The 26992-nt window shown below is 31.7% G+C and carries 22 protein-coding genes; 16 read left to right on the plus strand and 6 right to left on the minus strand.

What is annotated here, in order from left to right; translation table 11 throughout:
* Positions 1-2: 2 nt before the first annotated feature.
* Both FDN13_RS08045 and FDN13_RS08050 read right to left on the minus strand, forming a co-directional pair.
* Entirely contained in the window at positions 3-1715 is a 1713-nt protein-coding gene (locus FDN13_RS08045; RefSeq protein ID WP_138978393.1) for an IS1634 family transposase, read from the minus strand.
* 379 nt (positions 1716-2094) lie between these two features.
* A complete protein-coding gene (locus FDN13_RS08050; RefSeq protein ID WP_138979184.1) occupies positions 2095-3807 on the minus strand; it encodes an IS1634 family transposase in 1713 nt (570 codons plus the stop codon).
* Positions 3808-4110: 303 nt separating this feature from the next.
* Between FDN13_RS08050 and FDN13_RS08055 the strand changes: the two genes are divergently transcribed.
* The 5 genes from FDN13_RS08055 to FDN13_RS08075 all read left to right on the plus strand — a co-directional run bounded on the left by FDN13_RS08055 (position 4111) and on the right by FDN13_RS08075 (position 8460).
* Positions 4111-5397 (plus strand): UDP-N-acetylglucosamine 1-carboxyvinyltransferase, encoded by a 1287-nt coding sequence (locus FDN13_RS08055; RefSeq protein ID WP_138979725.1) that lies wholly within the window; start codon positions 4111-4113, stop codon positions 5395-5397.
* A gap of 53 nt (positions 5398-5450) precedes the next feature.
* Positions 5451-6242, plus strand: a complete 792-nt coding sequence (locus tag FDN13_RS08060; protein WP_138979726.1) for an MBL fold metallo-hydrolase — start codon at positions 5451-5453, stop codon at positions 6240-6242.
* Between the two features lie 10 nt (positions 6243-6252).
* The gene (locus tag FDN13_RS08065) at positions 6253-7386 is read left to right on the plus strand and encodes a S1C family serine protease (RefSeq protein ID WP_138979727.1); all 1134 of its coding nucleotides are present in this window, start codon (positions 6253-6255) and stop codon (positions 7384-7386) included.
* A gap of 116 nt (positions 7387-7502) precedes the next feature.
* Positions 7503-7982, plus strand: a complete 480-nt coding sequence (gene rlmH, locus FDN13_RS08070; protein WP_138979728.1) for a 23S rRNA (pseudouridine(1915)-N(3))-methyltransferase RlmH — start codon at positions 7503-7505, stop codon at positions 7980-7982.
* 103 nt (positions 7983-8085) lie between these two features.
* A complete protein-coding gene (locus FDN13_RS08075; RefSeq protein WP_138979729.1) occupies positions 8086-8460 on the plus strand; it encodes a PH domain-containing protein in 375 nt (124 codons plus the stop codon).
* A gap of 116 nt (positions 8461-8576) precedes the next feature.
* On the opposite strand, the gene FDN13_RS08080 is transcribed toward FDN13_RS08075, so the two are convergent.
* Positions 8577-10790: a DEAD/DEAH box helicase gene (locus FDN13_RS08080; RefSeq protein WP_138979730.1), complete on the minus strand. Its 2214-nt coding sequence runs from the start codon at positions 10788-10790 to the stop codon at positions 8577-8579.
* A 1-nt stretch (position 10791) separates the two neighbouring features.
* Positions 10792-12519, minus strand: a complete 1728-nt coding sequence (locus FDN13_RS08085; RefSeq protein ID WP_138979731.1) for a site-specific DNA-methyltransferase — start codon at positions 12517-12519, stop codon at positions 10792-10794.
* A 294-nt stretch (positions 12520-12813) separates the two neighbouring features.
* Between FDN13_RS08085 and FDN13_RS08090 the strand changes: the two genes are divergently transcribed.
* Together FDN13_RS08090 and FDN13_RS14210 are read left to right on the plus strand one after the other, a co-directional pair.
* The gene (locus FDN13_RS08090) at positions 12814-13362 is read left to right on the plus strand and encodes a TOTE conflict system archaeo-eukaryotic primase domain-containing protein (RefSeq protein ID WP_138979732.1); all 549 of its coding nucleotides are present in this window, start codon (positions 12814-12816) and stop codon (positions 13360-13362) included.
* A 129-nt stretch (positions 13363-13491) separates the two neighbouring features.
* The gene (locus FDN13_RS14210; protein WP_168190112.1) at positions 13492-13656 is read left to right on the plus strand and encodes a hypothetical protein; all 165 of its coding nucleotides are present in this window, start codon (positions 13492-13494) and stop codon (positions 13654-13656) included.
* Positions 13657-14706: 1050 nt separating this feature from the next.
* Here the strand turns inward: FDN13_RS14210 and FDN13_RS08095 are convergent.
* Positions 14707-14907 carry a hypothetical protein gene (locus tag FDN13_RS08095; RefSeq protein WP_138979733.1) on the minus strand — a complete coding sequence of 67 codons (201 nt, stop codon included), beginning with the start codon at positions 14905-14907 and terminating at the stop codon, positions 14707-14709.
* A gap of 499 nt (positions 14908-15406) precedes the next feature.
* Positions 15407-16381, minus strand: a complete 975-nt coding sequence (locus FDN13_RS08100) for a hypothetical protein (protein ID WP_138979734.1) — start codon at positions 16379-16381, stop codon at positions 15407-15409.
* A 342-nt stretch (positions 16382-16723) separates the two neighbouring features.
* Here FDN13_RS08100 and FDN13_RS14215 point away from each other — a divergent pair, with 342 nt between their 5' ends.
* The 9 genes from FDN13_RS14215 (at position 16724) to FDN13_RS08140 (ending at position 26992) form a co-directional block, all read left to right on the plus strand.
* The gene (locus tag FDN13_RS14215) at positions 16724-16891 is read left to right on the plus strand and encodes a hypothetical protein (RefSeq protein ID WP_168190113.1); all 168 of its coding nucleotides are present in this window, start codon (positions 16724-16726) and stop codon (positions 16889-16891) included.
* A 367-nt stretch (positions 16892-17258) separates the two neighbouring features.
* A complete protein-coding gene (locus FDN13_RS08105) occupies positions 17259-18044 on the plus strand; it encodes an IclR family transcriptional regulator (protein ID WP_138979735.1) in 786 nt (261 codons plus the stop codon).
* A 238-nt stretch (positions 18045-18282) separates the two neighbouring features.
* The gene (locus FDN13_RS08110; RefSeq protein ID WP_138979736.1) at positions 18283-18927 is read left to right on the plus strand and encodes a bifunctional 4-hydroxy-2-oxoglutarate aldolase/2-dehydro-3-deoxy-phosphogluconate aldolase; all 645 of its coding nucleotides are present in this window, start codon (positions 18283-18285) and stop codon (positions 18925-18927) included.
* Between the two features lie 38 nt (positions 18928-18965).
* Positions 18966-19988: a sugar kinase gene (locus FDN13_RS08115; protein WP_138979737.1), complete on the plus strand. Its 1023-nt coding sequence runs from the start codon at positions 18966-18968 to the stop codon at positions 19986-19988.
* 149 nt (positions 19989-20137) lie between these two features.
* On the plus strand, positions 20138-21139 hold the full coding sequence (locus FDN13_RS08120) for a LacI family DNA-binding transcriptional regulator (RefSeq protein ID WP_138979738.1): 1002 nt from the start codon (positions 20138-20140) through the stop codon (positions 21137-21139).
* A 363-nt stretch (positions 21140-21502) separates the two neighbouring features.
* Positions 21503-22468 (plus strand): glucuronate isomerase, encoded by a 966-nt coding sequence (locus tag FDN13_RS08125; RefSeq protein ID WP_243120197.1) that lies wholly within the window; start codon positions 21503-21505, stop codon positions 22466-22468.
* A gap of 93 nt (positions 22469-22561) precedes the next feature.
* The gene (uidA, locus tag FDN13_RS08130) at positions 22562-24358 is read left to right on the plus strand and encodes a beta-glucuronidase (protein ID WP_138979740.1); all 1797 of its coding nucleotides are present in this window, start codon (positions 22562-22564) and stop codon (positions 24356-24358) included.
* Positions 24359-24420: 62 nt separating this feature from the next.
* A complete protein-coding gene (locus FDN13_RS08135; RefSeq protein WP_138979741.1) occupies positions 24421-25260 on the plus strand; it encodes an HAD family hydrolase in 840 nt (279 codons plus the stop codon).
* Positions 25261-25291: 31 nt separating this feature from the next.
* Entirely contained in the window at positions 25292-26992 is a 1701-nt protein-coding gene (locus FDN13_RS08140; protein ID WP_138979742.1) for a glycoside hydrolase family 3 protein, read from the plus strand.

Consider the following 26992-nt stretch of genomic DNA (forward strand, 5'->3'; position numbering starts at 1 on the left):
TTTTATTTTTTCGTGTCTTTAAAAATTTTTTTCATTTGTTTCATATTAATTATTTGATAATCCGTTCTAAAGCCAAATTTGTCATGTAAATCATCTGTAAAATCGGTCCTTGTATATATTGGAATATAGCCCTCATTCTTAATCTCATAAAAATTCATTTCTCTAAGTTCTGATATAATATCGCTACACGTATATTTTTCTGAAAGCTTTTTTTCTAATAGCCTATATATCATCAGGGAAATGAAACAAGTTGTAAAATGCGCTTTTATTCTATCATCTCTTCTTAAATATACTGGTCTTGCCTTAAACTCTGATTTCATAATACGGAAGGACTCTTCTATTTCCCAACGCCTTCTATTAATTTTTATAATTGCGGCAGCATCATCACTTATATTTGTACATACTGCGTAAAAACCATCATACATTGCCTCTTGTGCTATTAAATCAGCATTAATGCTGTATAATTCTTTTTCAGCTACTTCACCGTCAGGTGTGCAGTGAGTCTTTGAAATAAAGCGTTTGTAATCATTAGCATTACATTTCTTCAATTTTGTAGGATTGGTATCAATAACCTCTTGAGCTCTCTCTATTTGGTTACCTCTTATAGTTCTTTGATAGTTTCTATATTTCAAGGAAAATGTTACAATAAGTTTTTGTTCAAGCCCGTCTTCTTTTATCCAGCGTTCCTTATAAAAAATTTTATTAATATCTGTTTCTTCGTCAATTTCGTTTAAATTATATACTTTGTCTGAATCGCTAAGATGCCATCCTTTGGGGTCTAACGCCCATTCTTTTAAATGTGATTTTAATTTTTTAATAGATTGTGTAGTAATAAAAGCTCGATTTTGTATATTATTAAATTTTCTGTTTGCTGTAGATGCAAGCCCTGCATCTGTACAAATGATAAATTTTGAAAGCCCAAATTCGGATATAATTTTTTGCTCTAAAGGTTTTAAAGTTACTTGTTCATTAGTATTACCTTTGTTTATACAAAATGCAAGGGGGATGCCGTCTCCATCCATGAAAAGTCCCATTTGAACAATTGGATTGGGTCTATGTTCCTTCGATACTCCATACTGTTTTAATCCTTCTTCCTGTTCAATTTCAAAGAAATAGTTGGTGCAGTCATAATAGAGAACTCCTTTATTACGATTGCAAACTTTAAGACTGTTCTTGTATAATTCTGACTGAATAAAATCTGTTTCTTGTGAAATCACTTCTAAAGCTCTATAAATATGCTGAAGCTCAAAATCAGGCTGCTCAATAAATTTTTTTGATAGTTCGTATGTAGCAAGCTTAGATGATGGATAAATAATTCTTGCATAAATTAATCTTGATAGTATTGAATTTAGATTAAAATTAAATTTATGTTTATCCGAAATATTTTTACAGATATTTTGCAGCCCAAGCTCGTTATATATTTTTTGTAAAAACAAGTAACTACCATTAAAAGTATGCTGTTCGTCCTTGTTAATTTGTTTAACAGGCGAGTATTTTACTAATATTTCTCTTTTCTCTTCTTTTTCTTTTCTATTTAACTCTTCAACGTACCTCTTCCCCCATTCTATAGGGTCTTGTCCGTTTAGTTTTTTTAAAAGTTCATCATAAGTGCCAAGCTTCTCAACTACTTTTGATGTACGCTTGCCTTTTTCATAAACAGATTTAACTACATATAAGGATGCTGCATTTTTTGATTTAACAATTTGTAATCTCATTTTTTCACATCTCTTCATATATTTATATCTATATTATAACACATTGTTACACATTGTGCACTATAAAAATTTAAAATTTGACAAAAAAATAAGCCTATATCAAGGCTTTAAGGCACTTTTTTTGTCTTGCAACTGTCAAAGACCCGATATATGATTTTATTGAAAATATCAATATATATTATTATTATTTTAAATATTTATAATATGGAAGATAGCCAATTAAATACTAATAAAAAATTATAAACAATTTATCGCATTAGGCTTTGTTAAGTGATATAATCTCATCTTTGACAGTTGCGCGAAGCAAAAAGCCTGTAGAACCATTGAATATCAAGGGCTCTCAGGCTTTTATACTTTTCAAAAAAGTGAACAATGTTTTTTATTTTTTCGTGTCTTTAAAAATTTTTTTCATTTGTTTCATATTAATTATTTGATAATCCGTTCTAAAGCCAAATTTGTCATGTAAATCATCTGTAAAATCGGTCCTTGTATATATTGGAATATAGCCCTCATTCTTAATCTCATAAAAATTCATTTCTCTAAGTCCTGATATAATATCGCTACACGTATATTTTTCTGAAAGCTTTTTTTCTAATAGCCTATATATCATCAGGGAAATGAAACAAGTTGTAAAATGCGCTTTTATTCTATCATCTCTTCTTAAATATACTGGTCTTGCCTTAAACTCTGATTTCATAATACGGAAGGACTCTTCTATTTCCCAACGCCTTCTATTAATTTTTATAATTGCGGCAGCATCATCACTTATATTTGTACATACTGCGTAAAAACCATCATACATTGCCTCTTGTGCTATTAAATCAGCATTAATGCTGTATAATTCTTTTTCAGCTACTTCACCGTCAGGTGTGCAGTGAGTCTTTGAAATAAAGCGTTTGTAATCATTAGCATTACATTTCTTCAATTTTGTAGGATTGGTATCAATAACCTCTTGAGCTCTCTCTATTTGGTTACCTCTTATAGTTCTTTGATAGTTTCTATATTTCAAGGAAAATGTTACAATAAGTTTTTGTTCAAGCCCGTCTTCTTTTATCCAGCGTTCCTTATAAAAAATTTTATTAATATCTGTTTCTTCGTCAATTTCGTTTAAATTATATACTTTGTCTGAATCGCTAAGATGCCATCCTTTGGGGTCTAACGCCCATTCTTTTAAATGTGATTTTAATTTTTTAATAGATTGTGTAGTAATAAAAGCTCGATTTTGTATATTATTAAATTTTCTGTTTGCTGTAGATGCAAGCCCTGCATCTGTACAAATGATAAATTTTGAAAGCCCAAATTCGGATATAATTTTTTGCTCTAAAGGTTTTAAAGTTACTTGTTCATTAGTATTACCTTTGTTTATACAAAATGCAAGGGGGATGCCGTCTCCATCCATGAAAAGTCCCATTTGAACAATTGGATTGGGTCTATGTTCCTTCGATACTCCATACTGTTTTAATCCTTCTTCCTGTTCAATTTCAAAGAAATAGTTGGTGCAGTCATAATAGAGAACTCCTTTATTACGATTGCAAACTTTAAGACTGTTCTTGTATAATTCTGACTGAATAAAATCTGTTTCTTGTGAAATCACTTCTAAAGCTCTATAAATATGCTGAAGCTCAAAATCAGGCTGCTCAATAAATTTTTTTGATAGTTCGTATGTAGCAAGCTTAGATGATGGATAAATAATTCTTGCATAAATTAATCTTGATAGTATTGAATTTAGATTAAAATTAAATTTATGTTTATCCGAAATATTTTTACAGATATTTTGCAGCCCAAGCTCGTTATATATTTTTTGTAAAAACAAGTAACTACCATTAAAAGTATGCTGTTCGTCCTTGTTAATTTGTTTAACAGGCGAGTATTTTACTAATATTTCTCTTTTCTCTTCTTTTTCTTTTCTATTTAACTCTTCAACGTACCTCTTCCCCCATTCTATAGGGTCTTGTCCGTTTAGTTTTTTTAAAAGTTCATCATAAGTGCCAAGCTTCTCAACTACTTTTGATGTACGCTTGCCTTTTTCATAAACAGATTTAACTACATATAAGGATGCTGCATTTTTTGATTTAACAATTTGTAATCTCATTTTTTCACATCTCTTCATATATTTATATCTATATTATAACACATTGTTACACATTGTGCACTATAAAAATTTAAAATTTGACAAAAAAATAAGCCTATATCAAGGCTTTAAGGCACTTTTTTTGTCTTGCAACTGTCAAAGACCCGTTTATAATATGGAAGATAGCCAATTAAATACTAATAAAAAATTATAAACAATTTATCGCATTAGGCTTTGTTAAGTGATATAATATCAATTATGGATTATAAAATGGAGATATTGTGTTTATATAGATGAAGTTAATGAAAGAAGGATGGGTGGAACATGGAGAAATTTTTAATAGAAGGTGGCAAAAGGCTTTCTGGAAGTGTTACTATAAGTGGTGCAAAAAATGCAGCAGTTGCTATATTACCTGCTGTTATATTATGCGATGAAGGTGTATGTAAAATAGATAATCTTCCACAAATTGAGGATATATACTGTCTTGAAAAAATATTAACAGATCTTGGAGCAAAAATTGAAAAAGAAAGTAAAGATTGCATTAGCATTGATTGTACAGGAATTAATTCCTATATTGCTACAGGCGATGACGTTAAGAAAATGAGGGCATCCTATTATTTGATAGGAGCACTTCTTGGGAAATACGGTAAAGCTGAAGTGTATTTTCCAGGGGGATGTTCTATTGGTGTAAGACCAATAGATCAGCACATTAAAGGCTTTGAAGCACTTGGAGCAAAGGTTACGGTAGAACATGGAATAATAAAAGTAAATTCAGAAGAAGGCCTTAAAGGGGCTAATATATATCTTGATGTTGTAAGTGTAGGTGCAACAATTAATATAATGCTTGCAGCATGCAGAGCAAAGGGAGTAACTATAATTGAGAATGCGGCTAAAGAGCCTCATGTAGTTGATGTTGCAAACTTTTTGAATGCAATGGGAGCAAATATTAAAGGTGCTGGTACGGATGTTATAAAGATTACAGGTGTAAACTATTTAAAAGGTTGTGACTATTCAGTTGTACCAGATCAGATTGAGGCTGGGACATACATGATTGCAGCGGCGGCAACAAGGGGGGATGTTACTCTTATAAATGTTATTCCAAAGCACCTTGAAGCTATTACTGCAAAGCTTATTGAAATGGGAGTAGATATTGAAGAAGGAGAGGATACTATTAGGGTATCCTGCAATAGAAGAACCAGAGGAGTTAATATTAAAACTCTTCCCTATCCAGGATTTCCAACGGATTTACAACAGCCATTATCTGTACTTTTGGCAGTTTCTGAGGGGAGGAGTATTATTACTGAGAATATATGGGAAGCAAGATTTAAACATGTAGATGAGCTTAAAAGGATGGGAGCCAATATTAAGGTTGAAGGTAAAATAGCATTAATCGAAGGTGTTGATAAACTAACAGGTGCGGATGTTGTAGCAACTGACCTTAGAGCAGGGGCTGCTATGATTGTAGCGGGACTTGTTGCTGAAGGATGTACGACTGTATCAAGTATAAGACATATAGATAGAGGATATGAAAATATAGAAAATAAACTTTCAGGGCTTGGAGCTAACATAAAGAGAATAAAAACTGAAGAAAAAGAATTTGAATGTGATTAAAGGCCTGTATTTCAGGTCTTTATTAATCACTATAATTCAGAAAGGAGAAGTGTATGGAGTTTTGTTCAATATATAGCGGAAGTAGCGGCAACTGTTTATATGTAGCATCAGACAGGACAAAAATCCTTGTAGATGCTGGGCTTACGGGCAAAAAAATACAAGAAGGTCTAAAGGAAATAGGCATAAACTCTTGTGACATAGATGCAATTGTTATTACTCATGAGCATGATGACCATATAAAATCAGCTGGAATTTTATCAAGAAGGTTTAATATTCCCATATATGCTAATACTAATACATGGGAAGCAATGATAGATAAAATAGGAGAGGTTAAAAAGGAGAACATAAAGATATTCGAGGATTACAATCCCTTTGAGATTGGGGATATTTTTGTAATACCTTATAAGATACCTCATGATGCTGCAAAACCCTGTGGTTATAGTTTTGTAAATGGTAAGAGAAAGATTTCAATTGCAACGGATATTGGTTATGTAAGTGAAACTGTAAAAGAAAATATTAAGGATTCAGATCTTATACTTTTAGAAGCTAATCATGATGTTGAAATGTTAAAGGTAGGACCTTATCCTTATCATTTAAAACTTAGAATTTTAAGTGATAAGGGACATCTTTCTAATGAGGCAGCAGGTGAAGCAATAGTTGATATACTAAATAGCAAAATAAAGAAAGTTATTCTTGGACATTTAAGTAAAACAAATAACTATCCTCAACTTGCTTTAAGAACTGTATTATCGATTCTTGAAATGAACAATATAAGGGATGGCAGGGATGTTGATATTGATATAGCATTAAGGGATAAGGTGGGTAGGCTTCAAGTAATAAAATAGGAGGATGCCCATGAATTCCAATGAGTTTAATAGGAAGAAACCGTCCTTGTTTGGATATTTTTTGGCTGCGTTTTTTGGAGCCATAATAGGTAGCTTTCTTCTTCTTATTTTTGGACCTGAAACTATATTTGGGAATTTAAAGACACAGGTGCAGCAGAGCCCTCAAACACAAATAAAAGTTGAAGAAAAAGAGCCAGAGGTTGTTAATGCAAATGAAAATGGTAGTATAAAATATGCTGCTTCAAGGATAATTCCTTCAGTTGTTGGTATTGTTACAACTAAAACCCAGGCTAATTATTTTACAAAGCCAAAGACTATACAAGGAGTTGGTTCCGGAGTTATTATTGATAGTCAGGGATATATTATTACCAATAATCATGTTGCAGGTCTTAATGCAAAAAATATATTAGTTCTTTTATCAGATGGACGTGAAGCTACAGGGAGAACAGTATGGGCAGATCCAATACTTGACCTTTCTATAATCAAAATAGATTCTGATAACTTAACTTCTGCTGTATTAGGAGATTCTAAATCAGTTAGTATAGGAGATCAGGCTATAGCAGTTGGTAACCCTTTGGGACTTAGATTTCAAAGAACTGTAACAGCTGGGATAATAAGTGCAATAAATAGAACTATTCAGATGGATGAAGGATATTTTATGGAGGATCTTATACAAACAGATGCTTCAATTAATCCTGGAAATAGTGGAGGACCTCTTGTAAACAGTAAGGGCGAAGTTATAGGAATAAATACTGTAAAGGTAAGCACTGCTGAAGGTATAGGTTTTGCTGTTCCGATAAATATAATAAAGCCTGTTATAAAAAGCATCAAAGATAAAGGGTACTTTATAACTCCTACTCTTGGAATTAAGGGATTTGATAGAGAAATAGCAGCTTACTATGGTTATATTATTCAAAAAGGAGTCTATGTATTTGATGTGACTCCTAATGGCCCTGCTGATAATGCAAACATTAGGGAAGGAGATATAATATTATCTGTAAACGAAGAAGAAATAAATTCTATGCTTGATTTAAAAGAAGCAATATATAAGGCAGGAGCGGAGGGTACAGTAGTGATAGAGTTGAAAACACCAGTTGGAGAAAAAACTGTTAGCACGACTTTACAAAAAGCAAGTAGCTATTGATGCTTTTAATCTAATTTAGACACACAAAATGAGATTAATTGTGTCTAATTTTTTATTAATATAGTTTGTGTATTTAAAATTTTGATTATAGACTTAATTTGTTGGAGTGAAAAAATATGAATATAAAAATAATAGGTGTTGGGAAGATAAAAGAAAAATATTTAAAAGATGGCATAGATGAATATTTAAAGAGGTTATCAAGATATTGCAATATAGAAATAATCGAAGTTCCTGATGAAAAAGCTCCTGAAAATCTATCAACAAAAGAAGAAGAACAGGTGAAAACTAAAGAAGGACAAGGTATTTTAAAATACATAAAGGACAACATGTATGTAATAGCCCTTGATTTAAAGGGGACTATGTTATCTTCTGAAGGTTTTGCTGATTTCATTAATGACTTAGGATTAAAAGGCAGCAGCAACATTTCTTTCATAATAGGTGGATCCCTTGGACTTTCAAAAGAAGTTTTGCAAAGAGCCGATTATAAGCTCTCCTTTTCAAAGATGACCTTCCCCCATCAGCTTATGAGACTAATACTCCTTGAACAAATTTACAGGGGATTTAGAATAATTAGTGGTGAGCCGTATCATAAGTGACGTAGATTTTTATGTCGGAATATGTTGCGAATTCATTGTTGAAAAATTGTAACAAAAATAATAAAATCGAAAATGAAAATAAAATAAAGGAAGGGGAATTAATATGGCAGCAGAAATAAACCCAATTTTGTCATGGACATTAATAAGTGAATGCCCTATTCCAGATGATGTAAAGGATATATTAATAGATGGTGAAGAAGCAATAGCAGCGTATAAAACATTTCGTGATAGTGCAATTTTCACGAATAAAAGACTAATTGTAAGAGATGCACAAGGATTAACAGGTAAAAAGGTAGAAATATATTCATTACCATACTCATCTATAAATATGTGGTCAACTGAAAATGCTGGAAAATTTTTAGACTTTAATGCTGAAGTAGAGCTTTGGACAAGAGCAGGACATATTAAAATTAATTTACAAAAAGGTGTTGACATAAGAAAGTTTGATAAATTGATTGCTAATGCATTGTTAAAATAATACTGTTATCAATTATGATAACAGTTACAGATTGTAGATAAAAACAGCTCTCCACAAAGAAAGAGCTGTTTTTGTCTACAATCTAAAGTGCCTCAGAAGAGGCACTTTATTTTTATCTACTGCTTTTTAATTACATCTTTAAGGGGCATCCAACATTCATTATCCATATCTTCAACATATTTTGTAGTAGTTATATAAAGGCGCATATCGTGTTTATTAAGACGAACAACTCCACATTTAATATTATTGTCGGCTGCATAGGCTGTCATTGCATCCATTTTCTTTTCTGTAAATGGATCTATATCTTCGCTTTGCCCGGAAGAAGATTCTCCTCCTTTAACTTCCACAACCCAAATATCATCTCCAACACCGAGAACATAATCAGGGTAGAAATGTCGGCTCTTACCTGCATTGTCGGTATATACAATAGAGAAGTATTCATTGCCTTTGTCTCCATTCTTGAAAAACCAGTCAACTGCCTCCGAATCCTCACAATATTGCTCAAACATTTTCTCGCCAGTTGAGCGTGGAGAAGCAGAAGACAAATATCCGTCATATACATTCTTTTCATAGATAACTGAATGCCGCTGTTTAGCATCATAGGTAAATAGGTATTCTCTTGGGATATAATAATCTTCTGTAATGCTGTTTTCTACCATTGATAACTGTTGAGTATATTCGTTTGATGAAATAGCTATTTTAAAGTCTTCAGATAGTCTTTTATCATTATTAATTACAAAGGAATATAAGTCCTTTGGGGATAAAGAAAGCAGCTTGTCTTTATAAGCAGGCTCTGTGCAGAATAATTTTCTTATAATATTGGATACACTATCATAAGTCAAGCCAATACTGCGTCCTATTTCACCAATAGAATGATGAAATGAACGACCGTGTTCATGGGTATCCAAAAGCATCTTTATTGTTACCTGATTTAAATGGACTAATTCTTTTTTATTAACACTGGAAGCTATACCTTGGTATGTATGGATTTTAATTTCATTGTCCATATCATATTTATATGAGTTAAGAAGTTTCTTGTTTTCATCAAATTTATTAGGCTTTAGATAATAGTTCTTTTTTAAGAAAGCAAGAAAGGCTTCCAATGCCATCTTGGGGCTTACTTCTGTTGTCAAAACCGATATTTTTTTCTTTTTTAGCTTAATATTTCTATAACTGCTTTTTAGCATTAAGGTCTTCGCATCTTGTGCACCATTGCCTAAATGTAGCTTAACACCTTCTTTAAACTTTTCATCAAATGTATATAGATAACAATTATCGAGGAGAGTATTTTCATAGTGCATTGCTTCAGGCATACGCCTTATACGTCCAATGGTCTGTATTTCAAAGGTTTCTGACATATTTTCGCGGAGTTTAACAAGAATATGTGCTCTTGGACAGTCCCAGCCTGTAGCAACAGCTTGTTTTATTATAATGGCTTTTACAGGCGAAGTATTATCTTCTATTCCATCAAGGTTTTCTTTTTTGTCGGCAAGCCATACGGCAAGTTGTTTGTTAAAATAAGTTATTCCTTTATTTTCAAGATACTCTTCAACCGAATCTATAAGGCTTTCAGATTTGTTAGGAATTTGTATTACAATCAGTGGGTTAACTACACTTCCAACAGAAATAAAGGCTTCACGTAACTGCTCATGTTTTTTTAGTGCAAGTCCGAGAAGATAGGTAACTTGATGTTCAAGACTTATGCCTTCTTCAATTCCTTCATTAATTATAATTAACTTTTTTATAAGTCCTGTAGCTATTACGCGTTCCTCTGGTATTACTACATAGTTTGCGTTAGGATCTTTTTCAGGTGTAGCAGAAGCTCTGATAATTTTGTCAGGTTTAAAAAGTTCGACTACGTCATATGCCTTTACGGTTTTGTTCAGGTGTTCCTCATCAATTATAACAATAAATTTTAAACCATTATCATGGGCTTTGTCTGCAGCGTCAAACAAGTTTATATGTTCCCCATCCATTAAGGCACGATTTCCTGCCTTTGTTACCAGTTCCCAGTTTACAAATACTGTATCGCCTTCTTGAAATCCTCTTGCGGTAAGAACATCCTGAAGATTACATGTAGAGGCATTTGGAATGTATTTTTCCATTTTCTTTTTACTCTGTTCTTCAAGATTGCCTTTACCAGGGCAGAACCAGAGGGCTACATATCCCGGATTTTCTAAAAGGAATTCATTTATAAAATGAGAGAGAATAACTGTTTTCCCAGAACCTGTACCACTCTTTAGTATAATATTTCGTTTATCACCAGAAACAGCTTTGTGAAGTTCTGCAATGGCATCAAGCTGGAATTGTTTAAGCTGTATTGCAGCCATATTATCCCCTCCTCTCTGAATAATAATAATCGGGAATTCTTACTATTTCAATGCCATTTCGCATAAGTTCCCTTTCGCGTTCCGGGTCAGGAAGGACATCATGTCCAACATATAGTTTTCTGCATGGTTTGCTACGTTTTGGCAAGTTTTCTACAAATTTATCCATCTCTCCGTCAGTCAATACAATGGCAAATTCTTCATTACTGTTTAAATCAACACCGTTTTCCAGCTGCACAAGCTCCCGTATATGTTTTAGAAGTTCATTAGCATATTCATAATAAACCTTACCTTCGGTATTAATAAAGTCTACCCGGTAGTATTTTAGGCTTGCTTGGTAGTTTTCCTTTTCTATTACACGCTTTAGACGTTCATAAGTAACGTTACGGCATATATTGTTTTCATTGTTAGTTACAAGAATAAAGCGGCGATTGCCGTTATCAGCTTTATTTAAAGACATAGTTGCTATTCCAGATGTCCCTGAACCAGCAAAGAAATCTAATACAATACTATTTGGTTTATTATATAAAATTAAATCAATTAAAAATTTTTCAGTTTCAATAGGTTTTGTTGTATCAAAAACCTTTTCTTCAAAAATCTCCTTGAGCTCTTTTGTTCCATTTGAAGCAGTTCCTTTTCCTTCTATTAAAGAACCTATTGCTGATTTAGTGACATTTCCTTCAGGGTAAAGTCGGTAAACTTTATATTGATTTTTATCTATCTCTATAGAAATCATTCCATTTTGAATGAGTTCAATTATTGTTTCCCTTCCAACTCTCCATCTTCCGTATCCTTCTTTCCTGATAGGCAAAATAAATACCCAGCCGTCTTCTTCGTACTTTTTCTTTAATTGCAATAAATAATCATCATTAAAACTATTATTAGATTTATCGTATATATTTATAAATTCCTCCTGTGGAATTGTTCTTATTAATTTTTTTTTCTTATTGTATAAAATAGGATAAAACATATAAGGTCTATCTTCTCTCAAAACTTCTTGACCCCATTGCCTTAATTGTTCTTTTCTGGCATTACCTATTTTTATAACTGGCTTAATACTTACATTATTAATATCTTTTGCGTAGCAATATATATATTCATGTTCATTAGCAATTTTTGCATTAGTTCCACCTTTACCACTTCTACTTTTCCAAATAAAAGCCCCAATAAAATTAGTTTCACCAAATATTTCATCGCATAATAGTTTAAGAGGAGCAAATTCATTTTCATCTATATGTATAAAAATAACCCCTGAAGGTTCAAGTAATTCCTTTGATACTAATAAACGTTTTTCCATAAAAGATAACCATTTTGAATGTCGAAAATTGTCATTTTTATCAATATAGTTATCGTCATACAAAAAATCATTTTCTCCTCTATTATAGGGAGGATCTATTAATATTACGGAAACTTTTCCCTTATGAGTTTTTGTTAATAACTGCAACGCAGGCAGATTATCCCCTTCAATAAGGAAATTCCATTGCCCTCCGTTTTCTATAGTTAATTTTTTATCTTCAGTTAAAACAGGCAGGTGTGTAAGCATAAGGTCATCTATTTTTTCTCTATGTTTTTCAAATACAAGTCCAAATTTGCGATTTTTAATTTCAGAAGCTAATTCTAAAAGATAGTCTTCCAGCTGCGGATTTGGAGCGTTTTTTAGTAAATGCAGGCGTATTTCTTCTATTTTTTGGAGCAGTTGCTCTCTACGTATCTTTGATATATTTACAGACATCCTATTCACCCTTTCTCTGTATTTTATATTTATATTGTCTTATAAATTTCACCATAAAATTACAATATTCCATAATATATGATAACATAATTTATTGCTTTAAGGAACATTGAGTAAAATTTGATTTAAGGCTATCCTTTGCTATATAATTTTTAAAGAAAAATGTTCCAGTTATAAAGCTTGACTATAGGGCTTTATTTTTTGTACCTAAAGTTTATACACATAAAACAGTGCATTACACTTTCTAAATAGCTTCCGATAGGAAGCAGAAGCAAAGAAAGGGGGTATGCGAAGATGAAAGAAGAAATTATAGAAAAAATATATGTTTTGTATGTTACTGATAGAAATAAGTATTTAATTCTACATTCGCAAGGTTGGTATGAAACGATAATATACAAACCAATGACACAAGAAGAAAAGAAACAACGTAGGCGGGAACTGTATCAGAAAAAGAAGGAATTGGCAGCTATGGGATTTAGGGAACCGTCAATGTTTATAGAAAAACGTCCTAAACCACTTTTGCCATATTTGCTTGAGGCTCATCTTGATGGTAGGCTAACCATTGGTGTATTTGGTAATATTAACAGCACAAAGTTCATATGTTTTGATATTGATTTTAAAAAGCCACAAAAGGCAAAGGAAGCAGTATATAAGTTAATAGAAGCAATAGAACAGTTTGGTATTCCAAGAGATTATATTTATGTAAGTAGCAGTGGGAATAAAGGGTATCATTTTGTAAAATACACATATGAAAGAGAGTATAAACTCATAGGTACACAAGAAGCTAAAATAAGCCAAGAAGAAGTTGAGAGCATACTTGCATTAAAACAGTATTTTCTATAGTAAAAAGCCTTGTAAAAGCAGGATTTTTAGAAGTAGTTGAAAATAATAAGGGTATATTTAATAAACAGAATCAGACTTTAACGAAAGCTCCAAATAAATATAGGGTTATTGTAAAAAAAAAAAGAAACTATGGGTAAGACCCCATATAAGGTTTGCGATAATAGTAACCAAAAGAGCTTTTATGCATGCTTACTGTATTTTTATAATGAAAAGGAACTACGCAAAAAGGTTTCACGTAAGTTTTATAATTCAATAAGAGAGTTTAAGGAAGCAAATAATATTACTGCTGCATAAGATGTCCTATACAGGTTATATAAATAATGCAATAGCATATTTAGGTGTAGTGTTCCTATTATATATATCTATTTATTAGTAAAAATGAACACAAAAATTAAGAAAAAATACTTGACTCCTTTAAATATCATTATATATATTGGTTTCAACGGGGTAATACATATTTAGTTTTTATCTAAACAAGTATAATTCGCAGCCTCAAGCTGCGAATTATAAAACAAAATTGCTTCCCAACAACCTATTTAGGCTGTCTCATAATAAAATCCTTCTAAAATCATCAAGCGGACATTAATTACCCACTATACATAAAAGCTCTCATCAGCACTTGGTGCTGTTAATATAAATTTAATTGCCATAATAAAAAACTTCTTTCATCTTTTCTAAAGAAAATGTAGGTTATTGAGTTGTGCAGCATTGGCTGCTTCCATATACATATTATATTTATGAGTGCTACTTGAGATATTTTCGATAAAAAGTGTTTTTAAAAACGTATAGATGTTTAAAATAGTGTTCATAGGGCTGTTTCAATAGAAATAGTCCTTATTTTTTGCCTTAAAAAGGTTTCTAAAAACGAATACGATTTTAAATTTAAGTTTATAGGAAAAAGACTATAGATTTTGTTTTTGGGGAATTAGTAATTTAAAGAATTTTTAACAGGTATTATTAAAACAATCTTGTTAATGTAAATTAATATGTATTAGTTGCAATGAGTTTATATTAATTTGTATTAATAGAAATTAATAGAATTATAGAACATAGAAAAACATATTTAAAAACGTAATTTAGTAGAAATACGATTTTAAAACCAGGCAGTCTACCATAGATAAGTTATGAGAAGTAAGATATTGAAAGAAAAACGGAGCATCTAAAACTATCGAAAATATAATTGTAAATAATTATGATTTTTCAACTATAAAACGTAATTAGCACTAATTTTGTTTACTAATTTTTATCTATGCAAAAATCCGTTCTAAAACAATATGTATCGGAATTAAAAAAGTCCTGTGGTGTTTACCACAAGGCATTATATAGGCAGTATCTAATTTTCGATTATATAAAATCTATGGCAGCTTCCAGTAGTTTCAGTGCTACAAAACCCAAAAGGGAAAGTATACGTTTTGTTATGGATTTGATACCGTTTTTAACTGGATATTGCAGGGTTATGGTATCCAGTAACCCCTGCCTTGTTCTGACAAGGTGTAAAAGATAACCATTCCTGTTATAGATTATTTTTGTATCTATAGTCCTCATAGACTCACTTCCTTACCCAAAGGTTTTATTTTATAAATTCCTTCAAAGCCTTGTATCTTAAGGCTTTCTACTGTTTTATTATATCAAATTCCAAATTTATCATCAATAATGGTGGTCTTTAAAAATTCTTATTATACTTGTATCTATACAAAAAAAGTAGACATTCTAATGGTTTTGCTGTCATAATATCAGCTTATACCCAAACTCGGGTGTCAAGGAAGCCATTAGCAACGCTACTTTGCTAACAAATACAGTAGCAGGATATTTAACCTGCTACTTACCTATGAAACAACGTCCCATAGGGTGTGGTAGGACAGGACTCTCTCCCTCTACCAAATATAATATATGCATTTTGATTTAAATTATTTCCAGTAAAATAAAAAATCTCGCATAGATAAAGCTCCTGCGAGTTGTGACGGTACAGGAATCACTCCCTCCGTCAACTTTAATATATCAAATCTATTAATATTTGTCAATTATATTTTAAAATAAATCCAATTTATTCCTTAAAAATTTTAGGCTTAATAACATCAAGTGGAGTTATTGCTTTTTTACCATTAATACTAATAGTAAGTTTTTGCTCTATAATAGATTCAGCATCACTTTCTATCTTACATTCATATTCCATAAAGTCATGTTTCATATAATCAAAAGCTATATAATTAGCTGCATAAAGGGTTAAAAAATCAACGATTTCATTTCCTACATGATTTATGAGTCTTGAATTACAATCATTTGGACAGAGTATGCAATAACCAACTTCAGATTTATCAATAAATCTTACCTCATCAAAGATGTCTTTAAAAGCATCGGATGTAAATCGTTTTGTTCCATTGGATATGCTGTGACTAAAGGCGTTTCTAAAGTCATTTCTAACCGAGAGATCAAAGTCGCCATCATATCTTAACTTAACCATTTTATTGAAATATTTAGCATTAGTGTTTGTTTTGATATTTTCAAGATACTCATCATATGCAATCTTTATAAAATAATAAGTCATTGCATCAAGATGTTCTCTGAATAAAGGATACCAATAACCATTTGTAAGTTCCTTAATCTTTTTATTAGTAAACATGGGAGACTTTATATATCTTTGACCTGATGCTTGTATTGTAAAATCATTATCTTTTATGAAATCACAAATAGCAATATAAAAATCATATAATTTATCAGTTAATAGTTCTCCATTATTGCAGAAAATTTCTTCCATATCTAAATTACGTTCTTTTTCAGGTCTTTCATAGTATTTAGGATTTAATAAAGCCTTAATATCAGTAAAATGTAGGCATACCCCATCTTTTATATTAAATTGACGTCTTATTTCAGCCCAACCTTTTTCGATATTTTGGATATAATTTTCTTTACTTGTTGTCATACTTACTACGGCATGATATATTACATTCTTAAAAGAATATACCGTGGTTTCATCCAAATATGATATATATAGGCGTTTTTCAAAATCTTCTCTGTTCAATTTTTTAACCTCCGGATAGATAGCCTGTCTTAAATACAATTACTTTTAATATTATACATTAAATCATACAAAATTTGAATAAAGGAGAGAAGAGTTACAAGAGATATTTATTAAAAAAATAAAGTGAACCTATCAACGTTCTATCAACAATTTTTTATTTTTGTTGATAGAACGTTGATAGAAAATAAAACTTATACTAACCAGATGTAAAGATGAAAAAGATATTTTAAATGGGGATTTGTCTATTACAAGCAAATCTCCATTTTGCTATTAATGACCCTTTAAATTTTATAAAATCGACGCTATAATAACTCCATCAATAAGAAAGGAGCTGTATGGTATATGATAGAACGTGAAGAAAAACTTATAAGTGCTACCCAAGAAATTATTTTTACTGCTCGCTTAAGCGGAAATGACCTGGCACAGTTCGGCAGGGAAGTGGCAGAAATACTCTTAAATCATGGGCTTTTAGAAAAAGAATCTTATGAAATTCTTACAGGCAGAGTATAATTAAATCGATATTGTATACTCAAAATTGCGTTTGAGGTAATTATTGATACGCTGAACCGTATCATAAGTAGTCGCAAAATTTTTCAGACTATAAATAATTTTAACAGACTTAAACCGCATCATTTTATCAGAAATTATAAAACAAAAGAAAGAGTTTAAGTTTCATTGATATTTATGGATTTTTGTTAATAGTTGGGTGGGTGTTTATTTAAAATGCCTGCCCTTTATTATTTTAGTTGTCTGGCATAATGGGAATATATCAAAACCTGTAGATATTTTTTATATTAGTTTATCTATAAAAATTATTATGATAAAATTAGATTTAATAGATTTTTCTTTAGGTAAATTTAGTAGTTGAGGTGATTATATGGCAAAGGAAGCAGAAAGCAATGTACAATCAGTTGAAAGAGCAATATTAATTTTAGAAAAGCTCTCTGAGGAGAAAAAAGGATGTGGAGTAACTAAAATATCAAAGGACATTGGTCTTAGTAAGAGTACAGTTCATAGATTGCTTTTAACTTTAATGAATAAAGGATATGTTGAAAAGGAAATTGATAGCGATAATTATAGACTAGGGAAAAGAATTTTATATCTTGCAAACTCAATACTTGATAGCCTTGATATAGGAAATATATCAAGACCATATTTAAAGAAACTTGCAGAGCTAACTGATCAGGTTGTACATCTTGCTGTGCTTGATGGAGATAAAGCAATATATATTGATAAAGTTGAAAGCCACAGCAACAAAAGAAGTGTTAGGATGAATTCACAGATAGGAAAAAGAATTCCCCTCTACTGTACAGCAGTTGGCAAGGTTCTTTTATGGGATTTTGATGAAAACTTTATAAAAGCGTTAATAAAAGAAAAAGATATGATTAAGTATACACAAAATACAATAACGAATATTGATGGACTAATTAATGAATTAAAAAAATCAAAGGAAAGAGGTTATGCTGTTGATGAGGTTGAATTTGAAGAAGGAATAAGGTGTATTGCAGCACCTATATATAATAGAGAAGGAAAAGTAGAAGCTGCAGTAAGTATATCGGGCCTTACTATACATATGACTGATGATAAAATAAAAGAGATAAAGGGAATATTAATTCAAATAACAGAGGAAATTTCATACCAGTTAGGATATATAAAAAAATAAACAAAATTATAAATTATCTATGGAATTTTTATAAAAGTAATGTTAATATAATATTGATATATAATGAAACGATGTTCCGCAATACGAAACAAACAAAGAGTTTGTTATATATTTTATCATATTAATGAAACTATGTTTCATAATGTGGAACAAAAATTTAATTACAAAATGCTCTTGTTATGCTGAAGGTAAAAATTAAAGATTAAAAATAAAATGGATTATTATGGGAGGTATGAAGATGAAAAGGATTGAAACTATTAAAAAAATAGTGGATAGCGGTGTAGTTGCTGTTATAAGGGCAGAGTCTAAAGAACAGGGAATAAAAATAGTTGATGCTGTTAAAAAAGGCGGAATAAATATTCTTGAAGTTACTATGACAGTTCCAGGTGCTGTTGATATTATAAAAGAGCTTTCACAGGTATATAAAGATGATGATGTTGTAATAGGTGCAGGGACAGTACTTGATCCTGAAACAGCAAGGGCTTGTATATTAGCAGGTGCAAAATATATCGTAAGCCCAAGTTTAAATCCTGATACTATTAAATTATGTAACAGATATAGAGTTCCTGTCATGCCAGGGGTTATGACTGTAAGGGATGCTATTGAAGCTTTAGAGCTAGGAGCTGAAATTTTAAAGGTATTTCCAGGAAGTGCTTTTGGGCCTTCAATAATTAAAGATTTTAAAGGACCTCTTCCACAGGGAAACTTTATGCCAACAGGAGGAGTAGACTTAAACAATGTTGAGGAATGGATTAAAGCTGGAGCTATTGCAGTAGGCACAGGAAGCAGCCTTACAAAGGGAGCAAAAAGTGGAGACTATGAACTTGTAACAAAAACAGCACAGCAATTCGTAGAAGCTGTGAAAAAGGCAAGACAAAAATAAATAGAATTAATATATAAATATTGAGGAGGTAAGCAAAAATGAGTAAATTTGTAACTTTTGGAGAAATAATGTTAAGACTTGCACCAATAGGGTATGAAAGGTTTATTCAAGCAAAAGAATTTTCAGTTGTATATGGGGGAGGAGAAGCAAATGTTGCTGTATCCCTTGCTAACTATGGTAAAGATGCATACTTTGTAACTAAGGTTCCAAAACATGAAATAGGACAGTGTGCAGTAAATGAGCTTAGAAAGTATGGAGTAAAAACTGATTACATAGCAAGAGGCGGGGAAAGGCTTGGAATATATTTCTGCGAAAAAGGAGCATCACAACGACCATCAAAGGTAATATATGATAGAGCCCATTCATCTATTTCAGAGGCTACAAGCGAAGATTTTAATTGGGATGAAATTTTTAAAGATGCACAGTGGTTTCATTTTACAGGAATAACTCCAGCTTTATCAGATAATTGTGCAAATTTAACTTTAGAAGCTGTAAAAAAAGCAAAAGAAAAAGGAGTTATAGTAAGCTGTGATCTTAACTATAGGAAAAAGCTTTGGAGCAGTGAAAAAGCAGGAAAAATAATGGGAGAGATAGTAAAATACTGTGATGTTGTAATTGCAAATGAAGAAGATGCTGAAAAAGTATTTGGAATAAAAGCTGATGCTACAGATATTGAAAGTGGGAAGCTAAGTGAAGAGGGATATAGAAAGGTTGCTAAAGAACTTTATGATAGGTTTAATTTAAAATATGTGGCTATAACTTTAAGGGAAAGTTACTCAGCTTCAGATAACGGCTGGTCAGCTATGATTTATGATGGTAAGGAATTTATAAGATCAAGAAAATATGATATGAGAATTGTTGATAGAGTCGGCGGTGGAGACTCCTTTGCTGGAGGACTTATATATGGATTATCCTCAGGAATGAGCAGCAAAGATGCCCTTGAGTTTGCAGTTGCAGCATCTTGTTTAAAACATTCAATTGAAGGAGACTTTAATCTTGTTTCAAAAGAGGAAGTTGAAACTTTAATGAAGGGAGATGCATCAGGAAGAGTACAAAGATAGCATATAAATAGAGTGAAACCTGCCAATATTTGATTTGTTTAAAATTGAATGAATTTTATAAGTTATCAAAAAAACTATTGTTAACGTGTGCAAATAATGTTATAATATATCTTGTAATAAAAATTTATTTTTTAACAAGGTGAAATATAATGAGTGTTACAATAAAAGATATAGCAAAGTTGGCAGGAGTTTCACATACTACGGTTTCAAGGGCATTAAACAATAGCCCCCTTATAAAGAATGAAACAAAAAATAAAATTAAAGAAATAGCAAAACAGCTTAATTATGTTCCAGATATTAGTGCAAAAAATTTAGTTACCCATAGAACATTTAACATAGGATTGTTTTTTTCAACATTGAATATCGAAACAACACCATCTTTCTTTAATCAGACTGTTAAAGGTGTTAATAGTATTATAAAAGATAGGTATAATCTAATTGTAAAAGGAATTGATGAATATAAAGACTTTAGGCTAATAACTCCTAAGAGATTTGATGGTATTATTTTAATGAGTCAGACTGAAAAAGATGATTTATTTATATATAATGTTATAGAGAAAAAAATACCTATTGTTGTGTTAAATAGAGAGATAAAAAATGATAAAGTAATTTCTATTTTAACTGATGATAAAGCTGCATCAAAACAAGCTGTAAAATATTTAATAGACAATGGGCATAAAGACATTGCTATTATTTTAGGAAAAGAAGGTTTTAAATCAACAGAAAAAAGAAGACAAGGGTACTTTGAAGCATTGGTTGAAAACAATATTATGATAAATAAGGAATACATAGCTCAAGGAAATTATGATTTTAAAAGCGGCTATATTGAAATGAAAAAGCTTCTTGCACTTTCTAATATTCCTACTGCTGTATTTTGCTCAAATGATGATATGGCAATAGGCGCCATGAATGCTATTTTTGAAGCAGGTTTAAAAATACCTGAAGATATTTCGGTTATGGGATTTGATGATAATGGTGTCTCTCAATTTTTAATACCTTCTCTTACAACTGTAAATAGGCATATTGAACAAATAGGAATGGAAGGTGCAAAAACTATTCTTGAATTTGTTGAAAAAGGAAATGGAAATGGAATGATAAGGTACATGGATGCAGAACTTGTTATCAGAAAATCAGTTAAAAATATTATTTGAATAAAATAAAATTTTTTAATCAGAAATGCACACGTTAACAATAATTGATTTAATTATTATGAGAGGAGATGAAATACTATAATCACTAACAGAGATTTATTAAAAAAAGTAGTTTTAAATGAAATTGAAAACGTTAAAATAACAGATATCCATACACATATTTTCCCAGAAAGCTTTAAAGAATTATCTCTATGGGGTATAGATGAGCTTCTGACATATCACTATCTTTGCGCAGAATACTTTAGATATTCTAACATTGAATATGAAAAATTTTTCGAACTTTCAAAAACAGAGCAGGCTAATGAAATATGGAAAACACTGTTTTTGCAGCATACGCCTATTAGTGAAGCACAAAGAGGGGTTTTGACTGTATTATCCAAACTTGGATTTGATATCTCAAAAAGGAATTTAGATGAATACAGAAAGTATTATGATTCAATCAACACAAGTGAATATATAAATAAGGTTTTTGAGATTTCTAATGTAAAGGAAGTCATAATGACAAACGACCCTTTTGATGAAAAAGAGAGGAAGATATGGGAAAAGGGATACAATAAAGACAGCAGGTTTATATCATCATTAAGAATTGACCCTCTTTTAAATGATTTTGATACGATATATTTAAAATTAAATCAATGGGGATATGATGTTAAATTCGAATTGGATAATAAATCAATCGAAGAAATAAAAAGATTTTTATCTGAATGGGTGAGGAAAACCGATTCAGTATATATGGCGGTATCGCTGCCACCGTCGTTTACTATAATAAACGATAATACATACAAAAAGAAGATAATTGAAAAATGTGTTTTGCCTGTATGTAGAGAATTTAATATTCCCTTTGCAATGATGATAGGCGTAAAAAGGGCTGCAAATCCAAGGCTGAGCTTAGCTGGAGATTTTCTTGGAAAGGCAGATATAAGTGAAGTTGAATATTTGTGCAGAGAGTTTATGGATAATAAATTTATGATAACTATGCTCTCTAAAGAGAATCAGCATGAACTTGCAATTTTAGCAAGAAAGTTCAGGAATCTTATGGTTTTTGGATGCTGGTGGTTTTTAAATAACCCGAGTATGATAGATGAGATTACAAGAATAAGAATGGAAACCCTCGGATTATCCTTTATTCCACAACATTCAGATTCGAGAGTAATAGATCAGCTTATATATAAATGGTATCATTCTAAAAAAATAATTTCATCTGTACTTATAGATAAATATGAAGACATCATGGATTCAGGTTGGGTAATAAGTGAAGAAGAGATTAGAAGGGATGTAGAAAGTATCTTTAGTAATAACTTTTGGGATTTTATAAAAAAACAAATTTAAAGCTGCGAAGGATAAAATGGCTGAGATAGTAAATGTATAGGATAAAGGTTTTAAGTTTCTTTGTAAGCAAATAAAAAATGGAGGGGAAGGATAATGTTATATCCTATTTCTACAGCAACAAGACAAGTATTTGATTTAAATGGAATTTGGAGTTTTAAACTTGATGATGGAAGTGGGTTTGATAAGGGGTGGTATAAATCTCCTCTGGAAGAAACTCTACCTATAGCTGTTCCAGCGTCTTTTAATGATTTATACGAAGGGGAAAGATTTAGAGACCATGTTGGTTGGGTTTGGTATGAGAGGGATTTTGTAATACAAAAACACATGCTTAGTAATAGAATAGTTCTTAGATTTGGTGCAGCTACTCATTACGCAAAAGTATATATAAATGGCATGTTTGTAACAGAACATAAAGGAGGTTTTACTCCTTTTGAAGCAAAAATTAATGAATTTATTTCTGAAGGGAAAAATAGGTTGACTGTAGCTGTTAATAATATTATAGATAAGACTACACTTCCTGTTGGCATTTTAGAAGAAAAAAATATACCTGGTGCAGGGAATGTTGTAACAAATAAACCTAATTTTGACTTTTTTAACTATGCTGGACTTAACAGGCCGGTTAAAATTTATACTACTCCTAATGATTACATTGAAGACATTACTATAGTTACAGATATCAATGGGAATAATGGCATAGTAAATTACAATATAGAGTGTGTACCAGGATATGAAGTTGCAGTTAAGGTGTTTGATGAGAAGGGAATTCTTGTAGATAGCAATAGCAATAGAGAAGGGCGGTTAATCATTGAGAATGTAAATTTATGGGAGCCAATGAAGGCTTATTTATATACGATGAAAGTTCAGATGTTAAAAGATGGTGAAGTAATTGATGAATATGAACAGCCCTTTGGAGTTAGAACAATTGAAGTAAAAGATGGTAAATTTTTAATTAATGGAAAACCTTTTTATTTTAAAGGTTTTGGGAAACATGAGGATTTCCATGTGAGTGGAAGAGGATTTAATGAGGCTCTTAATATAAAAGATTTCTCTTTGTTAAAATGGATTGGGGCAAATTCATTCAGGACCTCGCATTACCCTTATTCAGAAGAACTGATGAGACTTGCAGATAGGGAAGGAATTGTTGTTATAGACGAAACGCCTGCTGTAGGTTTGCATTTGGGGCTTATGGGTGCATTTTATGGCGGTAAAAAGAAAGATACATGGAAAGAAATAAAAACCTTTGAACATCATAAGAATGTAATTGCTGAACTTATTAAAAGAGATAAGAATCATCCTTGTGTAGTTATGTGGTCATTGGCAAATGAAGCTGCAACTGAAGAGGAAGGGGCTTATGAATATTTTAAGCCTTTAGTTCAACTGGCAAAGGAACTTGATCCTCAAAAGAGACCTGTTACTATTGTTACTCACGTGTACGCAACTCCTGATAAGTGTAAAGTATCTTCTCTGATTGATGTTCTGGCGTTAAATAGATACTATGGATGGTATATTTCGGGTGGAGAGATAGAATGTGCTAAAAGATTAATTCAAATGGAATTGGAAAAGCTTCAAAAAATGTATCCTGAAAAACCTATAATGTTTACAGAATATGGTGCAGATACAATAGCAGGCTTTCATGAAACTACTCCTGTGATGTTTACAGAAGAATATCAAGTTGAGTTTTTGAAAGCTAACCATGAGGTAATAGATCAGTTTAAAAATTTTATTGGAGAGCATGTTTGGAACTTTGCAGATTTTGCAACAAGTCAAGGAATATGGCGTGTACAAGGTAATAGAAAGGGTGTTTTTACCAGGGATAGGAAGCCAAAAATGGCAGCACATTATCTAAGGGAGAGATGGCGCAGTATACCAGATTTTTATTATAAAAAATAGCAATAAAATATCTAAGGGGATGTTAAAAAAATAAAATAATTTAAACGTATTAGGGGGCTAAAATGAAAGATACTATAGCAGGATTTAAAAAGAGAAAAAAATTTTTAGTTTGTGTTGACTCGGATGGATGTGCAATGGATACGATGGATGTAAAACACAAGAAATGTTTTGGACCAAAAGCAGTTGAAGAATGGGGACTTCAGGATATCCAGGACAGATTTTTAGAAGTATGGAATTTTGTAAATTTATATTCAAGAACAAGGGGAATTAATCGCTTTAAAGGACTTATAAAGACTTTTGAAATTTTATCTTCAGAAGGTATTTCTGTTCCAGAATTTTCATCAATACGACAGTGGACTGAGACTTCACCAGAATTATCAAATCCTGCATTAGAAAAGGCTATAGAAGAGACAAAGGATGAACAATTAATTAAAGCACTATCCTGGAGTAATGCTGTTAATAAGGCTATTGCTGAATTGACTGATTTTGATAAACCTTTTCTTAACGTTAAAGAAAGCTTGGAGATAATTAGCACTGTTGCAGATATTGTCGTTATTTCTTCTGCAAATGTAAATGCAGTAAAGTCTGAATGGGAACGTTGCGGGCTTGATTCTTATGTCCAGGTAATTCTTGGACAAGAGGCAGGAAGTAAAGCATTTTGCATAGCTACTTTTAAAGAAAATAATTATTCTTGTGATGAAATATTGATGGTTGGGGATGCACCGGGTGATTTAGATGCTGCAGAAAAGAATGGGGTTTTGTATTATCCTATTCTAGTTGGAAGAGAAGATTTTTCATGGAAGAGGTTAGCGTCTGAAGCATTAATAAAGTTTTTATATGGAAGCTATAGAGGAGAATATCAACAAAAATTGATTGATGAGTTTAATTTAATATTAAAATAAGCCCTTTATCTTTTGAAATGGAGGTAGAAAAATGCCATTAGTAGATTTAAAAGCAAAACCATATTATTTAAGCGATGAAGATATAGCTTGGGTAGAGGATACCATCACAAGTATGACGATTGAAGAAAAGATAGGTCAGTTGTTTATCAATCTGTTTACTGATTTTGATATTGAAAAAGCAAAAGAAATTATTGATAAATATCATATTGGCGGAGTAAGATATCATGGTGGTAATTCAGAACAAATATATGAATTTTTATCAAGTATTCAAAAATATAGTAAAGTACCCCTATTAATAGCTGCAAACTGTGATGCTGGTGGAGATGGAGCAACAAAAGATGGTACTTATATTGCTTCTGCCGCACACTGTGAAGCAACAGGAAGCGAAAAGGTGGCATATAATGCAGGTTATGTAAGTGGTCGTGAAGCTGCGGCACTTGGTGTTAATTGGAATTTTGGGCCATGTGCAGATATTTTAATGAACTGGAGAAATACGATTGTTAATACCAGAGCCTATGGTACCAACGCAGAGACGGTTATCAAGTATACAAGTGCTTATATTAAAGGTTTAAGGCAGAGTAATATAGCTTCTTGTGCTAAGCACTTCCCAGGTGACGGGGTTGAAGAGCGTGACCAACATCTGGTTTTAGGCGTGAATGATCTTAGTGTTGAAGAATGGGAGGCAAGCTTTGGCAAGGTTTATAAGCATTTAATTGATGAAGGTATTATGAGCATAATGGCTGGCCATATTGCACTTCCGGAGTATCAGTATAAGTTGGTTCCAGGTTTGAAATATGAAGATGTTTTACCTGCAAGTTTGGCCCCAGAATTAATTACAGGATTGTTACGAGAAAAATTGGGATTTAATGGGTTGGTTTTAACTGATGCTTCTCATATGATAGGCATGGCTGCTGCTATGAAGCGCAGGGATTATGTACCTGCTGCAATTGCTGCAGGATGTGATATGTTCTTATTTTTCAATGATTATGAAGAAGATTTCAATTTTATGCTGGAAGGATACAAAAACGGTGTTATTACAGAAGAACGTTTGCATGATGCTTTACGCAGGATTTTAGGTTTAAAAGCTGCTCTAAAGCTGCATGTTAAACAAAAAGAGGGAACTTTAATACCTCCTAAAGAAGGTCTAAGAGTTATTGGTTGTGAAGAGCACTTGGCTATGGCAAGGGAGGCAGCTGATTTGGGAATTACACTTGTTAAAGATACATGGAACCAGCTCCCAATTAGACCAAGTACTCATAAAAGAATTAGGCTTCATACTTTATTTGGAGAAATTGGTGGTATTACACATGGTTCAAAGGATGCGGAGAAAATAATTATAGAAGAACTTGAAAGAGTAGGTTTTGAGGTTACTCTACATGATGGTACTACACGAGAAAAAGGCAAAACTTCTGAATTGTCTAAGAAATTTGATGCAGCATTAATTTTTGCAGATATTGTGGGGTATGCAGCTGAAAATAATTATCGTATAAGATGGAAATGTCCTATGTCCAGTGATATTCCCTGGTATGTATATGAAATTCCAACAGTATTTATATCTTTGAACTATACAACTCATTTAACAGACGTGCCTATGGTAAAAACATATATTAATGCTTATAAAGATACAAGAGAAATTATTCGTCAAACAATTCAAAAAATTATGGGAGAATCACAATTTAAAGGATCATTTAATGAACTTGTGTGGTGCAATCTATGGGAAACAAGAAGATAG

Origin of the sequence: Caloramator sp. E03, assembly GCF_006016075.1 — a bacterium.
In the GTDB taxonomy this organism is placed as follows: Bacteria; Bacillota; Clostridia; order Clostridiales; family Caloramatoraceae; genus Caloramator_B.